The organism is Pelagerythrobacter marensis (genome assembly GCF_001028625.1).
In the GTDB taxonomy this organism is placed as follows: Bacteria; Pseudomonadota; Alphaproteobacteria; order Sphingomonadales; family Sphingomonadaceae; genus Pelagerythrobacter; species Pelagerythrobacter marensis.
Map to the genome: position 1 here is coordinate 1465291 of NZ_CP011805.1, position 15592 is coordinate 1480882.

General features: G+C 64.7%; 14 protein-coding genes. 6 read left to right on the forward strand and 8 right to left on the reverse strand.

The window, feature by feature from the left end; translation table 11 throughout:
• Position 1: 1 nt before the first annotated feature.
• Positions 2-286 carry a GIY-YIG nuclease family protein gene (locus tag AM2010_RS07090; RefSeq protein ID WP_047806479.1) on the forward strand — a complete coding sequence of 95 codons (285 nt, stop codon included), beginning with the start codon at positions 2-4 and terminating at the stop codon, positions 284-286.
• Between the two features lie 80 nt (positions 287-366).
• On the opposite strand, the gene ligA is transcribed toward AM2010_RS07090, so the two are convergent.
• From ligA to proB, 6 genes are all read right to left on the reverse strand, one after another.
• Positions 367-2535, reverse strand: coding sequence for an NAD-dependent DNA ligase LigA (gene ligA, locus AM2010_RS07095; protein WP_047806480.1), 2169 nt, complete (start codon positions 2533-2535; stop codon positions 367-369).
• A gap of 4 nt (positions 2536-2539) precedes the next feature.
• Positions 2540-3190, reverse strand: coding sequence for a hypothetical protein (locus AM2010_RS07100; protein WP_236699433.1), 651 nt, complete (start codon positions 3188-3190; stop codon positions 2540-2542).
• On the reverse strand, positions 3187-4071 hold the full coding sequence (locus tag AM2010_RS07105) for an alpha/beta hydrolase (protein ID WP_053043989.1): 885 nt from the start codon (positions 4069-4071) through the stop codon (positions 3187-3189). The genes AM2010_RS07100 and AM2010_RS07105 overlap by 4 nt, the downstream gene beginning before the upstream one ends.
• Positions 4072-4100: 29 nt before the next feature.
• Positions 4101-5765, reverse strand: coding sequence for a DNA repair protein RecN (gene recN, locus AM2010_RS07110; RefSeq protein WP_047806482.1), 1665 nt, complete (start codon positions 5763-5765; stop codon positions 4101-4103).
• A gap of 75 nt (positions 5766-5840) precedes the next feature.
• On the reverse strand, positions 5841-6644 hold the full coding sequence (locus AM2010_RS07115; RefSeq protein WP_047806483.1) for an outer membrane protein assembly factor BamD: 804 nt from the start codon (positions 6642-6644) through the stop codon (positions 5841-5843).
• Positions 6645-6727: 83 nt separating this feature from the next.
• Positions 6728-7876, reverse strand: a complete 1149-nt coding sequence (proB, locus tag AM2010_RS07120) for a glutamate 5-kinase (RefSeq protein WP_201784036.1) — start codon at positions 7874-7876, stop codon at positions 6728-6730.
• A gap of 176 nt (positions 7877-8052) precedes the next feature.
• Here proB and AM2010_RS07125 point away from each other — a divergent pair, with 176 nt between their 5' ends.
• From AM2010_RS07125 to purC, 3 genes are all read left to right on the forward strand, one after another.
• Entirely contained in the window at positions 8053-8841 is a 789-nt protein-coding gene (locus AM2010_RS07125) for a pyrroline-5-carboxylate reductase family protein (RefSeq protein WP_236699434.1), read from the forward strand.
• 45 nt (positions 8842-8886) lie between these two features.
• Positions 8887-10152: a glutamate-5-semialdehyde dehydrogenase gene (locus tag AM2010_RS07130; protein ID WP_047806485.1), complete on the forward strand. Its 1266-nt coding sequence runs from the start codon at positions 8887-8889 to the stop codon at positions 10150-10152.
• 150 nt (positions 10153-10302) lie between these two features.
• The gene (gene purC, locus AM2010_RS07135; RefSeq protein ID WP_047806486.1) at positions 10303-11106 is read left to right on the forward strand and encodes a phosphoribosylaminoimidazolesuccinocarboxamide synthase; all 804 of its coding nucleotides are present in this window, start codon (positions 10303-10305) and stop codon (positions 11104-11106) included.
• 7 nt (positions 11107-11113) lie between these two features.
• On the opposite strand, the gene AM2010_RS07140 is transcribed toward purC, so the two are convergent.
• Entirely contained in the window at positions 11114-11992 is an 879-nt protein-coding gene (locus tag AM2010_RS07140; protein ID WP_047806487.1) for a diacylglycerol/lipid kinase family protein, read from the reverse strand.
• A gap of 158 nt (positions 11993-12150) precedes the next feature.
• Between AM2010_RS07140 and purS the strand changes: the two genes are divergently transcribed.
• Entirely contained in the window at positions 12151-12390 is a 240-nt protein-coding gene (purS, locus tag AM2010_RS07145; protein ID WP_047806488.1) for a phosphoribosylformylglycinamidine synthase subunit PurS, read from the forward strand.
• The gene (gene purQ, locus AM2010_RS07150; RefSeq protein ID WP_047806489.1) at positions 12390-13067 is read left to right on the forward strand and encodes a phosphoribosylformylglycinamidine synthase subunit PurQ; all 678 of its coding nucleotides are present in this window, start codon (positions 12390-12392) and stop codon (positions 13065-13067) included. The genes purS and purQ overlap by 1 nt, the downstream gene beginning before the upstream one ends.
• Positions 13068-13069: 2 nt before the next feature.
• On the opposite strand, the gene AM2010_RS07155 is transcribed toward purQ, so the two are convergent.
• Complete coding sequence (locus AM2010_RS07155) at positions 13070-15418, reverse strand: putative bifunctional diguanylate cyclase/phosphodiesterase (protein WP_053043991.1); 2349 nt, start codon at positions 15416-15418, stop codon at positions 13070-13072.
• Positions 15419-15592 lie beyond the last annotated feature (174 nt).

Sequence of the window (15592 nt, forward strand, 5' to 3'; positions counted from 1 at the left end):
GATGGCCGGCCACATCTATATTCTCACAAACAAACCGCACGGCGTTCTCTATGTCGGCGTAACGTCCGACCTTCCTGTCAGAATAATGCAACATCGCGACGGGACGGGATCGAAGTTCTGCCGTCGCTACGGGTTAAAGCAACTCGTCTATGTCGAAGATCACGCCGAGATCGAAAGCGCTATCGCGCGGGAGAAAGCGATCAAGGCGTGGAAACGCGCATGGAAAATCGAGCTGATCGAACGTACCAATCCGTCGTGGAGCGACCTGTTCGACGTCATCATCTGATTGCGAGCGATCCCAGCTTTCGCTGGGATGACGCAGGGGGCTGTCGTGGGTCCGGGAGGGGCTAACGGGGCAACTCGCCCCTACCCCGCCTCCGCGACGATCTGCGCCCACTGGGCCTCGTCGATCACCTCGATCCCCAGTTCCGCCGCCTTCTTCAGCTTGCTGCCCGCGCCCGGTCCGGCGACCAGCAGATCGGTCTTCGCGCTGACCGAGCCGGCGGCCTTGGCCCCCAGCCGTTCGGCCTGGGCCTTGGCCTCGTCGCGGCTCATGGTCTCCAGCTTGCCGGTGAAGACCACCGTCTTGCCCGAGACGGAGCTTTCCTTCGTTTCCACCTCGTAACGCGGCGGATCGAGTTCGCGCAGCAGATCGTCGAACACCGCGCGATTGTGCTTCTCGTGGAAGAAATCCGCCAGCGCAAAGCCGACCGCGGTGCCAATCCCGTCGGCGCGAACTTCGAGGATGTCCTTGATCGCATCGACCATGCGGGCGTTGAACTTGCCGTCGGATTCGCCCTCCCCGCGCGGGTTCTGTTCGCGGTAGGCCTGGATGTCCGCGGCCTTGCCGGGCAGGCGGGCGATCTCGCCCAGCCCCTTCATCAGGTCGCGCGCGGTGACCACGCCGACATGCCGGATGCCGAGGCCGAACAGCAGCCGCGCCGCGTCGGGCCTACGCTTGGCCTCGATGCTGGCCAGCAGGTTCTCGACCGACTTGTCCTTCCACCCATCCAGCGCCAGGATCGCATCGCGCCGGTCCTTCAGGCGGAAGATGTCGGCCGGGCTTTCGAGCCAGCCGAGCGCGAAGAACTGATCGATCGTCTTTTCGCCCAGCCCCTCGATATCGAGCGCGCCGCGGCTGACGAAGTGCTTGAGCCGCTCGGTCCGCTGCGCCGGGCAGACGAGGCCGCCGGTGCAGCGGACATCGACTTCCCCCTCTTCCGCCACGGCCTCGCTGCCGCATTCGGGGCACTGATCGGGGAAGCGATAGGGTTCGCGCTCTTCATCGCAGGTCAGGTTTTCGACCACTTGCGGAATCACGTCGCCGGCACGCTGGACCTTGACCCGGTCGCCGGGCCGCACGCCGAGGCGGGCGATTTCGTCGCGGTTGTGCAGCGTGACATTGGTCACCGTCACGCCGCCGACCAGGACGGGGGCGAGCCGGCCCACCGGCGTCAGCTTGCCGGTGCGGCCGACCTGGATGTCGATCGCTTCCAGCGTCGTTTCGGCCTGTTCGGCGGGGAACTTGTGCGCCATCGCCCAGCGCGGCGCCTTGGCGACGAAGCCGAGCCGTTCCTGCCAGTCGAGCCGGTCGACCTTGTAGACCACGCCATCGATTTCGTAGCCGAGCGCACCGCGCCTTTCGCCGATCGCGCGGTAATGGGACAGCATCGCCTCCAGCGTCTCGCACCGGACGAGGTCGGGGCTGATCGGCAGGCCCCATTCGCCGATCCGCTGCATCACGGCGAACTGCGTATCGCCCGGCACCGCGCTGGCCGCGCCCCAGCCGTGGGCCCAGAACCGCAGCGGGCGGCTGGCGGTGACGCTGGCGTCCTTCTGCCGCAGCGACCCGGCCGCGGCATTGCGCGGATTGGCGAACTGGCGCACTTTGGCCGGATCGAAAGCCTCGCCCTTTGCCTCGGCCGCGCTGCGCGCTTCCTCCATCAGGCGGGCGTTGAGCGCCACGAAGGCCTCGCGCTCCATGTAGACCTCGCCGCGCACCTCGAACACCTCGGGCACGTCGCCGGTCAACTCGGCCGGGATGTCGGGAATATGCGCGACATTGGCGGTCACGTCCTCGCCCACCTGCCCGTCGCCGCGCGTCGCCGCGCGCACGAGAACGCCGTTCTCGTAACGCAGCGAGCACGATAGCCCGTCGATCTTGTCCTCGGCAGTGAAGGCGACCGGCGCGCTTTCCTCCAGTGCCAGGAAACGCCGCACGCGGGCGACGAAATCGGCCACTTCCTCGTCGGCGAAGGCATTGTCGAGGCTCATCATGCGAACCTCGTGCGTGACCTTGGACAGAGGCGAAGCCGCAACCGCGTGGCCGACCGCGCGCGAGGGCGAATCGGGGCGGACGAGATGGGGAAACTGCGCCTCCAGCTCCGCATTGCGGCGCACGAGCGCGTCGTATTCCTGATCGGTGATCTCGGGCGCGTCCTCGGCATGGTAGAGCCGGTCGTGCCGCGCGATCTGCTTCGCCAGCCGCATCAGCTCGTTCGCGGCTTCGGCTTCGGAGGGGACGTCAACGGTCATCGCTTCAAAAATCTACGCGCAAGGGGGGAGGCTGCTTGTCGAAAGCTTCAGCCGCGAAGGCGCCACCACGTTCGACCCAGTGAAGAAAAAGGTGGGCAGACCACCGGTTCGGATTGGGGGCGGTGCGTCCATGATGGTGGTGCACCCCCTTGTAAAGCACGGCATCGCCCGGAGACATGTCGATTGCGACCGGATCTTCACCTTCCGCGAACGAGGAGTCGGCCCGAGCATACGGTTCGCTGATCGGCTTGCGTGAAATCTCGAGCGGCCAAAGTTTGTCATTGGCATAGCCGAGTGTGAGCGACAGGCTGTGCTCGCAGGCCGGGCGATCCCCGTGCACGAGGCAGACATCACCGGAACCGTAAAGCCGGAAATAGCAATATGTCGGCAGCAACGGAACGCCCACTTCGCCTTGAATCGCAGCAGTAAGGCCCCAGTGGAACGTCGCGAAGAGCGGATAGTGATGGCCGTAAATTTCAACCGCCGGTCGCACCAGCAATGGCCCATCCTGGCGAAGGCGCGCGAGATCAACATTCTGCCGGCCAAAGTCCGTCTTCATGCGCGCCAACAGGCCGTTCGCCACTTCGCGCGAGATTATGCTCTCTATCAACCGGTAGCCGTCGCGATGATAATCTCCGAAGCGCGTCTCAGTCACAGTGTCTCTCCTGCCGGGTTCCATCCCCGCAGAACCTTCAGCATCGCCGGCTCGTTGGCGCGATAGGCGTCGGCGCCCGGCGTCAGGATATCGAAATGGCTGGCCTGCGGATTTGCGCGGATTTCCAGCCGCGTGCCGCCAGCGCGGATAGCCTCCTGCGCTGCGGTGGGCGCGGCGGGCAGCACGGCCTGGACGAACAGCAGTTCCTCCAGCGCGAGCGGCGCGGCGCCAAGCGCGCCATAGCGATCCGGCTGCGCCGCCGGGTCCCCGCCCATGAACGGATCGACCGCGGAAAATTCGCACAGGGCATCGAAAGCCGCACGCTCCGCCCCGACGTCTGCCGGGCCGTCGAGCACGATCGCTGCGCGCACCGCCAGCGGGTCGCGCGGGCCCAGCGGGCCGCGATCGTCCTGCCGTTGCGCCAGCCACTGCGCCGGCAGGGCGCCCGCCGAATGGCCGACCAGCGTGATGCGCGCGGGATCGACCGGGTAATCGGCGACCACGCGGTTCAACAGCTCGCCCGCCGCCGCCCAGTCCGCGAACGAACCGGGCCAGCCGCCGCCATCGCCCACTTCGCGGTAATCGACGTTGATTGTGGCGATGCCGAGGTTCTGCCACCGGGTCGCCAGCGGGGCCATGTAGGCCTGATTGGCGATCCCCGCCTTCCAGCAGCCGCCGTGGAAAATCACCGCCAGCGGAAACGGTCCGTCCCCTTCCGGCAGACGCAATTCGGCAAAGCCGCGCGGGTGATCGGCATAGCGCAGCACGGCGTCGGGCCGCGACGGCGCGAGATGCGCGTCGGTGCCGAACCGGTCGCCGCTCGCCACGGGAACGGACGCGTCGGGCGCGCCCTCGGGAACCGGTTGACACCCTGCCGCCATCAGCAATGCCCCTCCGAGAACCGCATACCTCACACCCCCTCCAGCAGGCGGTCGGCCTGCGCGCGGGCTTCGGGCGTGACTTCGGCGCCGGACAGCATCCGGGCGATTTCTTCCTGCCGCTCGCCTTCGTCAAGCAGGCGGACGGAGGTTTTCGTGACCGTGCCCTCGCTCGACTTGGCAATCAGGTAGTGCGTGCGCCCGCGCGCGGCGACTTGCGGGCTATGGGTCACCGCCAGCAATTGCCCGTCGCCCGCCAACCGGGCCAGCCGTTCGCCGATCGCGCTGGCAACCGCGCCGCCGACGCCGCGGTCGATCTCGTCGAAAATCACCGTCGCCGCCCCGCCCTGTTCGGCCAGTGCGACCTTGAGCGCGAGGATGAAGCGCGACAGTTCGCCCCCGCTGGCGATCTTGGCCAGGGGCGCGAAATCGGCGCCGGGATTGGTCGCGATCAGAAATTCGACGCTGTCGCTGCCATGCGGGCCCCAGCGGTCTTCGGCCAGAGGCTCGACCGCAGTGCGGAACCGCGCGGCATCCAGCTTCAGCGGGGCGAGTTCGCCTGCCACCGCCGCATCCAGCCCGGCCGCGGCCTCCACCCGCCTATCGTGCAGCGCCTCTGCCCGTTCGCGGTAATTCCGGCCGGCTTCCTTCGCCGCATCTTCCAGCGCGTCCAGCTCCGCCTCGCCGCCTTCAATCTTGTCCAGCGCGGCGCGAAATTCGCGCATCTTCCCGGGCAGTTCATCCACTTCGCAGCGGTGCTTGCGGGCCAGGGCGCGCAAGTCGAACAGGCGGGTTTCGGCAGCTTCCAGCGCTGCCGGATCGTGGACCAGCGCCTCGGCCGCTTCCTCCAGCTTCGCTTCGGCCTCCCCCGCTTCGATCACCGCCCGGTCGAGCGCAGCGAGCGCTTCGGCCAGCAACGAATGTTCGGGCGCAATGCGGTCGAGCCGGCGCGCCGCCACCCGCAGCGATGCCAGCGGGGAATCGGACCCGTCCCACAAATGGCGCAGTTCCTCCAGATCGCCCGACAGGCGTTCGCCCTTCTGCATCGCCGCGCGCGCTTCGGCGAGGCGCGCCTCTTCCCCCGCCTGGGGTTCCAGAGCGGTCAGTTCGGCGAGATGGGCCAACAGCAGATCCTGATCGGCCTTCGCCTGTGCGATAGCCGCCCGCGCAGCATCCAGCCGTTCTTCGGCGGCGCGCAAGGTTTCCCATGCGGCGGCGATTCCGGCGGTATCGGCCCCGGCATAGCGATCGAGCAAGGCGCGGTGCCCTCGCGGATTGACCAGTCCCCTGTCATCGTGCTGCCCGTGCAGTTCGACCAGCGCGGGCGCGAGAGCGCGCAGCAGTGCCACGCTGGCAGGCTGATCGTTGACGAAAGCCTTGCTGCCCCCGTCCGCCCGCACCTGGCGGCGGATCATCAGCGGTTCGCCCGGTTCGATCGTAATGTCCGCATCGTCCAGCGTTTCCACGACAGGCGCGGGAAGCTGCGCGAATTCGAAACTAGCGGTAACACTCGCCCGATCCGCCCCGGCCCGCACCAGCATCGTTTCCGCGCGGTTTCCCAGCACGAGGCCGAGCGCATCGAGCAGGATCGATTTGCCCGCCCCCGTCTCGCCCGTCAGCACGCCAAGGCCGCGCCCGAAATCGAGATCGAGCGCCTCGATCAGCACGACATTGCGGATGGACAGGCGGGTCAGCATATCTGACCCGATTCCCTAGCCGGATTGGTGTTGCACGTCACCAACCGCGGCAAGGCTTGCAAACAGAATTGAAAATCAGCTCGCGGTAACGCCGCTGGCGTGGTCCTGCACCAGCTCGTAAGCCTTCTCGTACCACTCGTTGCCCGGATAGTTGGCCCCCAGGACGGCGGTGTATTTCACCGCTTCTTGAGGAACGCCGAGGGCCAGACTGGTTTCGGTGAGGCGATAGAGCGCCTCGGGCGTGTGGCTGGTGGTCTGGAAATTTTCCACCACGTTCTGGAACCGGATCTGCGCCGCCAGCCATTTGCCGCTGCGTTCGTAGAAACGGCCGATCTCCATTTCCTTGCCCGCAAGGTGATCGTTGACGAGGTCGAGCTTCAGCCGCGCGTCGGACGCATATTCGGTCTGCGGGAAACGACGGATGATTTCGTTCAGCGCGGTGCGCGCCTGATCGGTGATCGCCTGGTCGCGGTGAACGTCGCTGATCTGCTCGTAATAACTGAGCGCGATCAGATAGTAGGCGTAAGGCGCATCCTTGTTGCCCGGATGGATCGAGAGGAAGCGCTGCGCGCTCTGGATCGCCTTGTTGTAATCGCGCGCGACGTAATAGCTGAAGCTGCTCATCAGCTGTGCCCGGCGGGCCCAGGGTGAATAAGGGTGCTGACGCTCAACCTCGTCAAACAGCGCGGCCGCAAACTTCGCATTGCCGGAATCGAGCCGACGCTTCGCTTCGGAATAGAGCGTTTCGACGTCGCGTGCGACATAGGCCGTGTCTTCGGGCCCGCCGGAGCGCCCCGCACAACCGGTGGTGAACAGGGCGGCCGCAGATGCGGTAACGGCCAGAGCGAGCTTGAGCGGCGAACGCGAGCGATTGATCATGGACCGGGCCTATAACCCCGCCCTCGCTGAACGCCAAGTGAAGTTGGCGCAACCGAAAGCGGGTGCGATCGGGCCGTGTCCGATCAGGAAGGGGTCATCCCCTCCGGTGCGTCCCACAGCAGGTGCCGGTTTTCCAGCATGACGAGATTGTTCGACCGAATGACCTCGCCCTTGGTCTTGTAACCCAGAAGCTGTTCTTCCGGCGTATCGGGATTGAAGGTCATCACGCGAATTTCTTCCGACGTGAAATCGCTCAGCCCCCGTGCGCGCTCCACCCCTTCGCTGTCGTAAAGGTGCAGAACATCGCCGCGCGTGAAATCGCCGTCCATCGCCAGGATATCCTCGCGCCGGATCGAACGCTTTTCGTCGACCAGCGCATCGGCCAGCTCTTTCGAGATTTCGATGCTGCCTGCCATCTGGAGGCGATTGGCAATCCAGCTGTCCTTGCCCGACAAAGGCTTGGGATGCGGCAGGCATTTCGTGCAGCGCCGTTCCCCGCTGAGGACGGCCGATAGCGGACGCTCGTGCTCGCCATTGGCGATATAGGTCGTGCACCCTGCTTCCTGCGCCATGTTGGCGGCTTTCAGCTTGGTGGTCATGCCGCCGGTGCCCAGCGTGCTCTTGCCGGTGGTGGCTTCCATATATTCGCCGACGTCGCCGACCTCTTCCACCAGCTTGGCAGCCGGATCGTCGGGATTCCGGTCGTACAGCCCCTCGACGCAAGTCAGGATGACAAATTCCTTCGCCCCCACCATCTGCGCCACTTTCGCGGCCAGGCGATCGTTGTCGCCGACACGGATTTCCTCCGTCGTGATCGAATCGTTTTCGTTCACGATCGGCACGACGCCCGCTTCCAGCAGGCGGTGGACCGTGTTGCGGGTGTTGAGGAACCGGCGATGATGTTCGAAATCGCCCAGCGTCAGCAGGACCTGCGCAATCTCGAAACCGTATTCGTGCCCCACTTGCTTGTAGGCATTAAGCAGCAGCGGCATGCCGCAGGCGGCAGCGGCCTGCTTGTCGCTCACCCCGGCGGTTTCGGGCGTTTCCCCGACTGTCCGCAAGCCCAATGCCACTGCGCCGGACGAGCACAGGATCACGTTGCACCCCTCGCTCCGCAATTGCGCCACGTCTTCGAGCAGGCGCTGTATGAAGCTGAAGCGGGGGGTGAGCAGGTCGGGGTTCGCGAGGAGCGCGGAACCAATCTTGACGACGATGCTTCGATTCTCAGCCACAAAAAAATCCATTTCTTGCAATTTTCCCGACGCTATCTAGGTAGGAATTGTGCAACGCACAACCGTGGACACGCCAGAAAATTTATACTTTCATAAACTTTCGTCACACTGATGAAAAGTTCAAGTATAAATTGATTTAGAATTGTTGAATATACTTTGCTTAAGAGGGCCAAAGCTTGAAGACCAAAAACATCCTCATGATCGGCTGCGGAAAAATGGGCGGCGCCTTGCTGGAACACTGGATGTCGGGCGGCGATAACTTTACTATTGTTGATCCGGCACTTGGTCAGGTCCCCGCCCCCGCCCAACTGGTGGCTGACGCGGGCGAGCTGGGCGAGAACAGCTACGATGTGATCGTGGTCGCCATCAAGCCGCAGATGATCGCCGACATCATGCCGGCCCATGCCGATCGCCTGGCGCCGGGCGGCTACGTGCTTTCGATCGCCGCCGGCTGTTCGGCAGAACGCATTTCGAACGCCATGAACGGTGCCCCGGTCATACGGGTCATGCCGAACCTGCCCGCCGCGGTCGGCCAGGGGGTCAGCGGCATCTGTCCCGCCCCGGGGGTTGGCGACGATCAGCGCGCCCATGCCGAGGCAATGATGGCCCGCACCGGCACCGCGATAACGGTCGACAGCGAGGACAAGCTCGATCGCGTAACCGCGGTTGCAGGGTCGGGGCCGGGATATGTGTTCGAGATCGCACGCGCCTATGTTGCCGCGGCGCAGGATCTCGGCTTCTCGCAGGAAGAAGCGCGCGCAATGGTGCTCGGCACGATGGCCGGAACGGTCGCGATGGCGGAAGCCGACGAGGATGGCGATCTGGAAACCTTGCGCAATTCGGTGACCAGCAAGGGCGGAACCACCGCCGCCGGGCTCAATGCGCTCAACGGCGACGAGACTTTGACGCGCCTGATGCGATCCACGCTGCAGGCGGCTTACGACCGGGCGGTAGAGCTGCGCTGACACTGCGCCGTTCCCGCCGTTAACACGAACGTGTATGAGGACATTATGAACGATCAGGCTTTGGACCCGCAAATTCACATTCACGAACTGGGCAGCCGCGCGCGCGAAGCGGCCCGGGGGCTGATATCGGCCAGCACGGAGGCGAAGAACACCGCCCTGCGCGAAGCGGCCAAGGCCTTGCGCGCAGGTTCCGCCGCGCTGATCGCGGCAAACCAGGAAGACGTCGCCAGCGTCGAAGGCAAGAAGCCCGACAGCTTCGTCGATCGTCTGCGCCTGACCGAAGACCGGATCGAGGGGATGGCGACCGCGCTTGAGGAAATCGCCGAGCTTCCCGATCCCGTCGGTCGCCAGCTCGCACAGTTCGACCGGCCCAACGGGCTGAAGATCGAACGGGTCGCCGTGCCCATCGGCGTGATCGGCATGATCTACGAATCGCGCCCAAATGTCGGCGCAGACGCCAGCGCGCTGTGCCTCAAATCCGGCAATGCGATCATTCTGCGCGGCGGATCGGAAAGCCGCAATTCCACCCGCGAAATCGTGGCTGCGATGCGCGCCGGTCTGAAGGCGGCGGGCCTGCCCGAAGATGCGGTGCAGACGGTCCAGACCACTGACCGCGAGGCCGTTGCCGCTCTGCTGAAAGCGGACCAGTTCGTCGATCTCGTGATCCCGCGCGGCGGCCGCGGTTTGGTCGAACTGGTGCGCGATCAGGCCAGTGTGCCCACGCTGCTGCATCTGGACGGCAACTGCCACAGTTATGTGCACGAGGCGGCCGAAGTGGACGAAGCGGTCCAGATCATTCGCAATGCGAAGCTGCGCCGCACCGGCATCTGCGGCGCGACCGAAAGCATCGTGATCGACCGCAAAATCGCCGATCAGGTGGTGCCGAAACTGGCCGATGCGATGGCAGCGGACTGCGAATTGCGCGGGGACGAGGCGGCAGTCGCTCTCGACAACCGGATCAAGCCCGCGACCGAGGAAGACTGGGATACCGAATATCTCGACCCCATCGCCAGCGTGAAGATCGTCGACGGGCTCGACGAAGGGATCGCCTGGGTCGATCGGCATTCCAGCCATCATACCGATGCCATCCTGACCGAGGATGCGGAGGCCGCGCGCCGGTTCATGACCGCGATCGACAGCGCGGTCGTGATGCACAACGCCTCCACCCAGTTTTCAGACGGGGGCGAATTCGGCATGGGCGCGGAAATCGGGATTGCGACCGGCAAGATGCACGCGCGTGGCCCTGTCGGGCTGGAGCAGCTCACCAGCTTCAAGTATCTCGTTCACGGCGACGGTCAGACGCGTCCCTGACCGGGGCATAGCCCACCCGCCACGCCGCGGGCCGTACGATTGCCTTGGACGGGCAATCGCGGTAATGGGCAGCTTCCTGCCCCGGCATCGGCGAAGCGCATGGCGCTTCGTTCGCCGGGGCACCGTTATTTTGTGCGCTAGGAATTCCCCATGCCCCGTCGCCGCCAGATCTACGAAGGCAAGGCCAAGATCCTTTACGAAGGGCCCGAACCGGGCACGCTGATCCAGTATTTCAAGGATGATGCGACTGCCTTCAACGCCCAGAAGAAGGGCACGATCAACGGCAAGGGCGTGATCAACAATCGCATCAGCGAATATGTTTTCCTGCGCCTCGGCCATATCGGCATCCCGACCCACTTCATCCGGCGTCTCAACATGCGCGAACAGCTCGTTCGCCAGGCAGAGATCGTTCCGATCGAAGTGGTCGTGCGCAACGTCGCCGCCGGCAGCATCTCGAAGCGTCTCGGCATCGAGGAAGGCGAACCGCTACCGCACACGCTGATCGAATATTACTACAAGGACGATGGCCTCGGCGACCCGCTGATCGCGGAAGAGCACATCGCCTGCTTCAACTGGGCATCGAACGAGGAAATGCAGGATATTGCCAGCATGGCGATCCGCATCAACGATTTCCTCTGCGGCATGTTCGCGGCGATCAACATTCGCCTGGTCGACTTCAAGCTCGAATTCGGGCGCATCTGGGATGGCGACTACAGCCGCCTGATCCTCGCCGACGAAATCAGCCCCGACGGCTGCCGCCTGTGGGACATGACCACGGGCGAGAAGCTGGACAAGGACCGTTTCCGGCGGGACCTGGGCGGCGAGGAAGACGCCTATCAGGAAGTCGCCCGCCGTCTCGGCCTGTTGCAGAACGAGGATAACGGCCCGGGCGAGGTCTTCGACCTGAATGCCCACCGCGGCAAGCTGCGCAGCCCGATCAAGCCGAAGAAGTAACCGGTCCTCAGATCACGTAGCTGAGCGCCATTCCGCTGGCTGCGATTTCGTGCGCGCAATCGGGTATGTGATCCCCATCGACCTGCACCGGCGCGACGCAGCGATCGAACGCGACCCGCCGCACGGAACGGATTTCCGCCAGTCCCAGACGATCAAGCGGCAACCGCATGATCGCCGCGCCGGTCAGCGCGGCCGCGCCGATCCGGGTGGAGCGGCGCAGCGTGATCAATTCGACGGAATCGGCCGCCAGTCCGGCCCGTGGGCTGAGGCGGAATGGCCCGGCATAGAACGCCCCGTGCGATGCAATCGCAGCTTCTGCCTCGCATTCGAACGGCGTGCCGTCGGACAGTTCCCCGCTGATGGCGATCGTTTCGCGCGGCCAGCGGGCGAGTTGGCGCATCACCGATACGACATAGGCATATCGGCCTATTCGTCGCTTGAGATCGCCGGATACCTGCGCGACCGCATGACTGTCCGGCCCGATGCTGAGGCAGGCGACCACCGGCGTCGCGCCCAGCCGGTAAAGCGGTGCACGCACCCAAGTCTCCCGTCCGCCAGCCCACGCGGCCAGCACCTGATCCACGAAGCGCACGGGCGATCTGGCATAGCCCAGTTCCCGCGCGACAAGATTGATCGTGCCGGCCGGCGCAATGCACAGCGGCACGCGCGCCGCATCGTCGCCCAGTGCCTCCACCGTGTCGCGCACGGTCCCGTCTCCGCCCAGAACGCAGACGAGATCGGCGGCACCCGACAGGCGCGCACCGTCGCGAGCGCTGGGCAGCACAGCCACCTCCACGCCCTGCGCGCGGAACGCGGCGATCAACATGTCGAGCCGGCTCTGGCGAAAGCTGCCGGCGACCGGATTATAGACGAGATCCACTTTCATTCGCCGGGCCCCTAACACCGGCAGATTGCGAATTGTTCAAGAAATCGGAGACTTGCGATGGTTGGCCCGCGCCCGCGCATGCACGACTTGCCCCCGCCGCCGCTACGCGCCATAGGCTGCGCGCGAGTCCCGATCTCGCAGCGAAAGGCGCCCCGCCCATGAAAGTCCGCATCCATGTCAGCCTCAAGCCGGGCGTGCTCGATCCCCAGGGCCGCGCGGTCCATCATGCTCTGGAAGGGCTGGGCTTTTCCGGTGTGGACGACGTGCGCGTCGGCCGCCTGATCGAACTGGACGTCGCCGACGACACCAGCCAGGAGCAACTGGAAGAAATGTGCCGCAAACTGCTGGCCAATACGGTGATCGAGAACTTCCGTATCGAAACGATGGAGCCCGCGTGATGGCGTTCCGCGGCGCGGTCATCACTTTCCCCGGATCGAACTGCGACCGGGATATGGCTGTCGCGTTGGAAAAAGTGTCGGGCACGCCCGCACTGCGCGTCTGGCACGGCGATACCGACTTGCCCGATCGGGTCGATTTCGTCGCGGTACCGGGCGGCTTTTCCTACGGCGATTACCTGCGGTGCGGCGCCATCGCCAGCCGCAGCCCGGTGATGCGCGCGGTGGTTGCGGCGGCGGAGCGCGGCGTGCCGGTGCTGGGCGTTTGCAACGGCTTTCAGGTCCTGACCGAAACCGGCCTGCTGCCCGGCGCGCTAATGCGCAACGCGCAGCTCAACTTCATTTGCCGCACCGTCCCGCTGCGGGTGGAGAACAACCGGTCGCTGTTCACTGCTGGCTACGACGAAGGTCAGGAGATCGCGCTGCCGGTGGCCCATCACGACGGCAACTATTTCGCGGACGAGGACACGCTCGACCGGCTGGAAGGCGAAGGCCTTGTGGCGTTCCGCTATCTCGATACCTGCAACGGTTCGCGGCGTGACATTGCGGGCATCATCAACGAAGCCGGAAACGTCCTTGGCCTGATGCCCCACCCCGAACGGGCGATCGAGGCCGACCACGGCGGCAGCGATGGGCGCGCGCTGTTCGAAAGTGCGGTGAAGGGTCTGGTTGCCGCCTGAAATCAGGCGATCAGCGTTTCCCGATTTCGAAAGAGGGCCTGAATTTCGTCTGCCGGCATCGGCCGGCCGAAATGGAACCCCTGGATCTTGTCGCACCCCAGACCGCGCACCAGTTCAACCTGTTCGGGTGTTTCGACACCCTCGGCCGTCGTGGCCATCTCCAGGCTCCGGGCCATCGCGACAACCGCACGCATGATCGCCAGACTTTCCTGCCCCCCCTGCGACGCGCCCTGAACGAAAGTGCGATCCACCTTGATGGTGGAGAACTGGAGCTTGCGCAGATAGCCGAGCGACGAATAGCCGGTCCCGAAATCGTCAAGCGCGACCGTGCATCCCAACGCCATGACCTGCTCCAGCGAATTTCGGGCGACGTCGGGATCGCGCAGAAAAATGCTCTCCGTCACTTCGATTTCCAGCCGGCGGGCATCCAGCCCGCTCGATGACAGCGCGTGAACGACCGACGCGGGAAAGTCGCGTTCCAGCAACTGTTCGGGCGACACATTGACCGCTACGCGCACGTGGCGGGGCCAGTTCACCGCCTCGCGACATGCCTGTTCCAGCACCCAGGCGCCGATCGGCACGATCAGGCGGGTATCTTCGGCCAGGGGAATGAACTTGCCCGGGCTGATAAAACCGTGATCGCGACTGTTCCACCGCATCAAGGCTTCGAAGCTGACGATCGTTTCGTCCCCGGCGTCGACGACCGGCTGGAAATTGAGCGACAACTCGCCGTCCTCCAGCGCACGCCGCAAGGCCATTTCCAGCTTGCGCCGTTCCTCCGCCGTCGCGTGGAGGCGCGGTTCGTAGCCATAGTGGCCACTGCCTCCCTCTTCCTTCGCGCGATAGAGCGCAAGATCGGCATTGCGCATCAGATCTTCCACCGTGGTTCCATCGCGGGGGCCGAAAGCAGATCCCACGCTCGCACCGATATACAGCGTGTGTCGGTCGATCTCGTAAGGCTGGGAAAGCCGTTCGATCACCTGGCGTGCGATACCTTCGACCCGCTCCGCATCCGCCGCATCGCGCACGACAATGGCGAATTCATCGCCCCCAAGCCTGCCGCAAAGCGCGTTCTCGTCCATCAGTTCCTTGAGCCGGCGCGAAACCTGCGCCAGCAACCGGTCGCCGACGAGATGGCCGAGGGAATCGTTCACCCCCTTGAACCGGTCCAGATCGATCATCAGAAACGCGCAGCGCGTGCGCCATTGCCGCGCATGTTGCAGCGCATCGCCCAGCGCCTCGGTCAACATCAGGCGATTGGGCAGGCCCGTCAGCGTGTCGTAGCGCGCGAGATAGGCGATCTTTTCCGACGATTCCCGCTGTTCGGTGACATCCGAGCCGACCCCGCGAAATCCTGCGAAGACGCCGTCGACGACCAGCGGCGTGCCCGACAGTTCCCACCAGCGAACCTGCCTGCCGATCGAAACCTTGACCATCAGGTTGGAGAAGCTCTCGCGCCGTTTCATTACCTCGGCCAGCTTGTGCAGGCTGGGCGGAAACGTTCCACCCTCCCAGGCATCGCCGGCCATCAGTTGCAGGAAGGATTGCCCCTCAAGCTCTTCAGGCCGTTTGCCGAGCGCGAACGAGAAGCGCGCCGAAGCGCCCCGGACACGGCGCGACGCGTCGACCTGCCACAACCAGTCTGCCTCGTTTTCCTCGAACTCTCGCAGGAGGAGGGAGACGACTTCGCTCTTTTCCTCGCTGTCAGCTTCGGCGATCCGCGCAACGAGATAGATGCGCGCGATCTGAATCGTACCGACACCCGCCAGCGCCAGGAAGAAGGCCACCAGGCCCATGAGTTGATATGCGCCTTCGATCGCCAGCACCGTCAACATGCCGGCGCCCGCGATGGCCCCGAAAACGACCGTACTGAACGGCGACCCCGAAACGACCAGCGCGGACCCGGCGATCAGGGTGCCGATCGCCACGATCATCACGAACCTGTCGTCCGGCGCGAGATAGGTGGTGAAAAGAATGATCGCGGCAGACCAGACCACCCCCAGCATTCCCGCCCGCAAAGCATGCCGGTGCAACTCGTTCGAGCGGATCTTGCGATTGTCCGCATCGCGCAGGCCTGCATCGTGGACGATGGCATAGGCGAGCACGATGCCGAGCAGGGCCAACCAGCCGGCCAGCAGCATCAGGGGAACCTGCCCCAGGCATGTCCAGGTGACCATGGCGGCGGCAAACGCGTGGCCGAGCAACCGTGTCTTCCACGCGTTGGCCACGCGCACCAGTTGCATGCCCCGCAAGCGATTCCAGTCCGCGCTCGTCCCGCCCCGCAACCCCAGGACGGACGCCACCGACAGCTTGAAGGGGTCGACCCGATCTTCCCGGTTTACATCAGTCACACCCGCGGGATAGCGGCCAATGGTTAGGACCGGGTAAAAGGGTTAGGATGGGGTAAAACCGGGCTGCCTGGTAAAATCGAAGTTGGTTTGGACACCGAGCGCGCCGGAACCCCGTATCTTGCGGTAATTAGGTTTTGACACCGATCGCTCAGTAACACGGATTTTATGGAAATA

Bases quoted from the DNA above. Each gene is read 5' to 3' on its own strand.
- purC (WP_047806486.1), top strand. From the start codon at position 10,303: ATGCCCCGTCGCCGCCAGATCTACGAAGGCAAGGCCAAGATCCTTTAC.
- AM2010_RS07140 (WP_047806487.1), bottom strand. From the start codon at position 11,992: ATGAAAGTGGATCTCGTCTATAATCCGGTCGCCGGCAGCTTTCGCCAG.
- AM2010_RS07115 (WP_047806483.1), bottom strand. From the start codon at position 6,644: ATGATCAATCGCTCGCGTTCGCCGCTCAAGCTCGCTCTGGCCGTTACC.
- recN (WP_047806482.1), bottom strand. From the start codon at position 5,765: ATGCTGACCCGCCTGTCCATCCGCAATGTCGTGCTGATCGAGGCGCTC.
- AM2010_RS07105 (WP_053043989.1), bottom strand. From the start codon at position 4,071: ATGGCGGCAGGGTGTCAACCGGTTCCCGAGGGCGCGCCCGACGCGTCC.
- ligA (WP_047806480.1), bottom strand. From the start codon at position 2,535: ATGACCGTTGACGTCCCCTCCGAAGCCGAAGCCGCGAACGAGCTGATG.
- AM2010_RS07090 (WP_047806479.1), top strand. From the start codon at position 2: ATGGCCGGCCACATCTATATTCTCACAAACAAACCGCACGGCGTTCTC.
- AM2010_RS07130 (WP_047806485.1), top strand. From the start codon at position 8,887: ATGAACGATCAGGCTTTGGACCCGCAAATTCACATTCACGAACTGGGC.
- purS (WP_047806488.1), top strand. From the start codon at position 12,151: ATGAAAGTCCGCATCCATGTCAGCCTCAAGCCGGGCGTGCTCGATCCC.
- purQ (WP_047806489.1), top strand. From the start codon at position 12,390: ATGGCGTTCCGCGGCGCGGTCATCACTTTCCCCGGATCGAACTGCGAC.